Below are 5,665 nucleotides of genomic sequence, written 5' to 3'. Positions count from 1 at the left end.
TCCGGCTGAAAACCGTGGCTTCCCGCACTTTTACCCAGGAGGATTATGATGCGGTTAACCGTGTGCTGCTGGGTGGCGGGGCACTGTGGGAACGTGCGGTGGAGGAAGACGATCCGGCCCATGGCTTTACAAAAGCGGAAATTGAGCAGCGGATAGAGGAGCTGAAGAGGCTGGAAGCCACGGGCGCAACCTATGTGGATGAATACGGGGACGAAAGAAGCTACGGGGAAGCAATAAAAAACTTTGAGGAAATGCTGAAGTATGCGCCTGAGACGGTGGGCACAAGGGAAATTGAAGCAAAGGTACAGTACGATCCGGACGCCGCGGCAAATGGGACTCCTGAAAAAAACTGGCTGATGGGCAATGTTACCGCGGACGGAAAAGATTATGTTGTAAGCCTTGGCAATGAACTGACTCCCGATTGGCGCTGGATCAGTTTCATGGTTTCCTATCTGGAAAATGGAGGAAACTATATGCCGGTGGGTGACGCTCCGGCAGCCGGCACATCCCTGAATGCACCACCGGAGGATATCATCAGTAAAGCGGAACAAGCAGCTGCAGATATGGGCTTTGATGAGTTTATGTCCTGCGGAGGAGAATATTTTTCAACCTTTACAGAGGATGAAGAGGGAAAAATGGTGGCTGCGGATAACGGTTACGGCGTTTATTTTACAAGAGTGATAGACGGTATTCCTGTAACCTATACCCATACCGACGGCAGTACCTCGGAAGGAAACTGGTCGTCCTGGCCTTATGAAAAGCTTTATATGATCTACAATGATGGGGGCCTGGTTGATTTCCAGTGGTGGGATCCGTATACGGTGACCGATAAGTCCGATGAATACGTATTCTTGATGCCCTTTGATGAAATCCAGAAAATTTTTAAGGAAATGTTCCAGAAAAAATATGCATTCTATACGGAAAACAACATAAAGGTGAACTTTGCCATAGATGAAATCCGCCTGGGTTATATGCGCGTGATGGAAAAAGGCAACGTAATGGAAGGAACCATGGTGCCGGTGTGGGATTTCTTCGGCAGCCAGACCGTGGAAAGAGAGGACGGAACAACGGAAGTAACAGGCGGCCCCTACGACAGCTGGTTTACCATCAATGCCATGGATGGCACGGTAATTGACAGGAATCTGGGGTATTGATGCCGGCTTGTAACCGGCAGCTATATCAGGTCAATATAGTACAATAATCGGTCAACAAAAAAGAAGAAAAGACAGGGCAGAAGTGATAACTTGATTACATACGAGATTTTTTTAATACGGAGGAAAATCCTCTGCTCGCAGAGTGCTCACATTTTTCCTTCGTAAAAACAAGGAGGAAAATCCTCTGCTCGCAGAGGCTCGCATTTTTCCTTCGGAAAAACAAGGAGGATTTGGGATGCGGATACAAATGCTGCATGACAACTGGCAGATGTGCATCAACAATACGGAGGAGTTTCTGCCCGCCGCCGTACCGGGAAGCGTTTACCAGGATCTGCTGGACAACGGCAGGATGGAGGATCCCTATTACAGGGACAATGAGCTGAAGGCTCTTAAAATCATGGATAATGATTTTACCTATGTTACATATTTTGACGCGCCGGAGGAAATCAGGGAGAGGGAAGAGGTTTTACTGCATTTTGACGGGATTGATACCATCGCGGATATCAGCCTGAACGGAACGCTGCTGGGGAGTGTCCGGAATATGCACCGAATCTGGGAATTCCCGGTGAAAAGCCTGCTGCGTGACTGCGGAAATGAGCTGAAGGTGGTGCTGTATTCCCCGACCCGTTTTATCAGGGAGGCTTACGGGGAAAGGCCAATGGAAGGCAGCTCCGACGCCATGCAGGGCTTTCCCTATTTAAGGAAAGCTCACTGTATGTTCGGCTGGGACTGGGGTCCCCGCCTTCCTGATGCAGGAATTTGGCGTCCGGTGAAGCTGCTTGCCTTTGACCATGCCAGACTGGACGGCGTTTACATTACCCAGAAGCACGAGCCGGGCCGCGTGGCCTTACAGCTTCGTGTGGACGTGCAGAAAGCAGGCAGAAAAAATATCTGCCGTTTCGGAAGGGATGAGGAAGAGCTGGAAGGCCTGTCCTGGCGTGTGAAGGTGACCGATCCTGACGGCAGGGTAATCCTTACAGAAACCTGCCCGGAAGAAGCCGTGATTGAAAATCCCCGCCTCTGGTGGCCTAATGGCTATGGCGAACAGCCCCTGTATCTGGTGGAAGCGGAGCTTTTAAAGGATGGAAATGTGCTGGATAGCTGGAGCGGCCGCATCGGCCTGCGCACGATGAGCGTACATCGGGAAAAGGATGAATACGGCGAGCAGTTTGCCCATGAAGTGAACGGCGTGCGTATTTTTGCCATGGGCGCGGACTACATACCGGAGGATAATATCCTGTCAAGGGTGACTCCGGAACGAACCTACTCGCTGCTGAAACAGGCAAAGGATGCCAATTTCAACTGCATCCGTGTCTGGGGTGGTGGGAATTATCCCTATGACAGCTTCTGGGATGCCTGCGACGAGCTGGGCCTGGTGGTGTGGGAGGACTTCATGTTCGCCTGCGCGGTCTATGATCTGACGGAAGAGTTTGAGGAAACCATCACTGCTGAATTCATCGACAATATCAAGCGTATCCGCCACCATGCATCCCTGGGGCTGTGGTGCGGCAACAATGAAATGGAAATGTTCGTGGCGCAGGGCAACTGGGTATCCAGGCCGAAGGAGAAGAGCGATTACGTTAAAATGTACGAATACATCATTCCCAAGGTGCTCAAGGAATACGATCCCAATACCTTTTACTGGCCCGCAAGCCCCTCCTCAGGCGGCGCTTTCGATGATCCCAACGATGAAAACCGGGGTGATGTACACTACTGGGACGTATGGCATGGAAACAAGCCAATCACGGAATATCGGAAATTCTACTTCCGCTATGTCTCCGAATTCGGCTTCCAGTCCTTCCCCTCCTTAAAAACTGTGGAAACCTTTACCGAGCCGGAGGACCGGAATATTTTTTCCTATGTTATGGAAAAACATCAGCGCAACAAAACGGCAAATGGGAAAATCATGAACTACATGGAACAGACTTTCCTGTACCCCAATGATTTTGACACCACCCTTTATGCCTCCCAGCTTCTCCAGGCGGAAGCCATCCGCTACGGAGTGGAGCACTTCCGCAGAAACCGCGGCAGATGCATGGGAACCGTGATCTGGCAGCTCAATGACTGCTGGCCGGTAGCCAGCTGGTCCTCCATTGACTACTGCGGAAGATGGAAGGCGCTGCACTACTATGCGAAGCGTTTCTTCGCCCCGGTGATGCTTTCCTGCGCCGAGGAAGGCATCCTCACCCAGGACACCAACCCCAATGCAGAGCCTTACGAGGTAAAAAAATCCATCCATCTGTGCGTGGCAAACGAAACCATGCAGGAACAGCAGCTGCGCGTGGAGTGGTCGCTCAGAAACAACCGATCCGAAATCCTGCGCTCCGGCAGCGAAGAAGTAACCGTATCCCCGTTATCCAGCCTCTGGCTTGAAAAAACAGACTGTATGGATGCTGACACCTACGGCGATTATGTAAGCTATACCTGCTTCCGAGGAGAAGAACGCGTTTCCGGCGGAACCGTCATCTTCTGCGCGCCCAAGCACTATCGCTTCGCAGATCCCGGCCTTACGGTTACCGTTTCCGGCGATGAACTCACCGTCAGGGCACAGGCCTATGCAAGAGGCGTGGAAATCATAAACGAAGCCGATGACATGCTCCTTGAAGACAACTACTTCGACATGGACGCCGGAGAAAGAAAGGTAAAAATCCTGAAAGGCAGCCCGGACGGCCTGAAAATACGCAGCGTTTATAATATCCGTTAACACCTGTTAAACGCCCGTCCGTTTCACTTACCGGATTATGGGAACCAACTGCAAAATTTTTTCCAAAATAATTTTTATAAAGAAAACAGGGAGCTGCGGCCCCCTGTTACTTTTTTGCCTTCGTATAGTAACTCCGTTCCCCCTTAACAGTTACTGCCTTTCCTATCCCCTGCCCGGCCTGTTCTTCCGCAGGAATTCTCCCGGCGCACACCCATACTGCCGCTGGAAAACCCGGTAAAAATAACTCAGGTTCCTGAACCCGCACTCCTGGCAGATATCAATAATTTCCATCCGGTTTTCCAGAATCAGGGAAGCTGCAAAATCCATCCGCCTCATATTAATGAATTCCGTAGGGGACATATGCAGATACCTGCGGAAAGAACGGTTCAAATACTCCTGGGAAACATTCGCCAGGGAAATCAGCCGGGGAAGCCCCTCAATGAAATTTTCAGGCTCCTCCATCCGCCGTATCAGCGAAGAAAGCCATCCCGGCAGCGGATCCACCTCCTGCAGGGCCGGCCCCGGACAAAAATGATACAAAAAATAAGGCAGTACGGCATTCAAATACAAACGCCGCGCCGCACCAGGCTCCAAACCGCCCACATGAAGCATTTTTTCCCGGATATCAGACAAAACCGGCTCAGCCAGCTCCGTCTGAAGACACAAAGGGGAATCCGTAAAAAAAGACGGCGCACATCCAAGAAGCCCGCATATCTTTTCAAAAATAGACGGCAGGAAAGAAATATTAATCAGCTCCAGATCATACTGATTTAAAAAATCATACCCATGCCTGTCGGAAGGCCTCACGAAAACAAAAGACCCCTCCGAAAGCAGTACGGAGGAACCATTGATCCTGTGAATCCCCTTCCCCTTATTAATAAGAAAGAACTCATAAAAAGTATGCGTATGAAACGGATAAGTCTCCCGCACACTGAACTGATGCTGGAAACCACATTCCTCCCCCTTTAAAGTCAGCCTGGGAACCTCCCCGCACGGCTTCCCGCCGCGCCCCTCCTTATCCCTGCATCCACAGCCCCGCAAATCAGAGTTCATCAAAACCGATCCCCTTTTTCGTCAGAAATGTCCTCACTGTCCTGTCCCACAGGACATCCACACTCTTATCCATAATAAAAGTATGAAAAGCGGTACCCGTCACCAAAGTAAGCCCGCTCCCGTCATACTTACACGTCAGAACCAAAGCCTTCACCTGATCCGCCGTAATATCCGTTTCCCCCGCCTTCAGGATCCCCGGAATAAAACGGGGCATCAGATGCAGAATAAACTTAAACCCCGACGGCGTTTTCTTCCCCTTAATCAAATCAAAACACAACGGCCGCACATTTTTCCACGCAGAAAAATCATCAGGCCGCAACTCAGGATCATCCCACTCCTCACTGCTGAAAAAATCCCGGTTCATATGCCCATCAATATGGAACGTATTATACGTGGAAATCGTGGCTTCCTCCAACAAAAAAGAATCAAAACAAGACGACCCCAAAAGCTTCCCCATAAAACTCTTAACTTCTTTCACCTGCAATGCAATCATAATCTCTCTCCATCCTGCTTCCGCCCTCAGCCCGCCCACGCCGGCCCCATTCTCCTCTATTATAATGAAAACTCCCCCCAACAGCAACCATTTTCCCCACCCGCTTTTTCCCTGTCTATCAACCCACCTGTCTCTCTTATTTTTCAATGAAATCCATTCAAAACCAGCCAACCACCTTTCGCCTTCCATCTTTTATCCATTATAAGGCGCATTGTCCTCCAGAACCTTTACGTTTTGCTCCGGGGGATTTTCCCGCCCTGT

The 5,665-nt window shown here is 50.4% G+C and carries 4 protein-coding genes; 2 read left to right on the top strand and 2 right to left on the bottom strand.

The window, feature by feature from the left end:
- Both HMPREF1548_RS30085 and HMPREF1548_RS19190 read left to right on the top strand, forming a co-directional pair.
- A partial coding sequence (locus HMPREF1548_RS30085; RefSeq protein WP_021638139.1) for a DUF6034 family protein occupies nt 1-1,154 on the top strand: 1,154 nt, incomplete at its 5' end.
- Between the two features lie 235 nt (nt 1,155-1,389).
- Entirely contained in the window at nt 1,390-3,858 is a 2,469-nt protein-coding gene (locus HMPREF1548_RS19190; protein ID WP_035322951.1) for a beta-mannosidase, read from the top strand.
- Between the two features lie 162 nt (nt 3,859-4,020).
- Here the strand turns inward: HMPREF1548_RS19190 and HMPREF1548_RS19185 are convergent, their stop codons facing one another.
- Both HMPREF1548_RS19185 and HMPREF1548_RS19180 read right to left on the bottom strand, forming a co-directional pair.
- On the bottom strand, nt 4,021-4,911 hold the full coding sequence (locus tag HMPREF1548_RS19185; protein WP_021638137.1) for a helix-turn-helix transcriptional regulator: 891 nt from the start codon (nt 4,909-4,911) through the stop codon (nt 4,021-4,023).
- Nucleotides 4,901-5,575: a DUF5721 family protein gene (locus HMPREF1548_RS19180; protein ID WP_157065715.1), complete on the bottom strand. Its 675-nt coding sequence runs from the start codon at nt 5,573-5,575 to the stop codon at nt 4,901-4,903. The genes HMPREF1548_RS19185 and HMPREF1548_RS19180 overlap by 11 nt, the downstream gene beginning before the upstream one ends.
- Nucleotides 5,576-5,665 lie beyond the last annotated feature (90 nt).

Source organism: Clostridium sp. KLE 1755 (genome assembly GCF_000466465.2).
GTDB classification, from domain to species: domain Bacteria; phylum Bacillota; class Clostridia; order Lachnospirales; family Lachnospiraceae; genus Eisenbergiella; species Eisenbergiella porci.
Note: the sequence above shows the minus strand (reverse complement) of the source record. Positions and strands in the feature narration are given on the sequence as shown.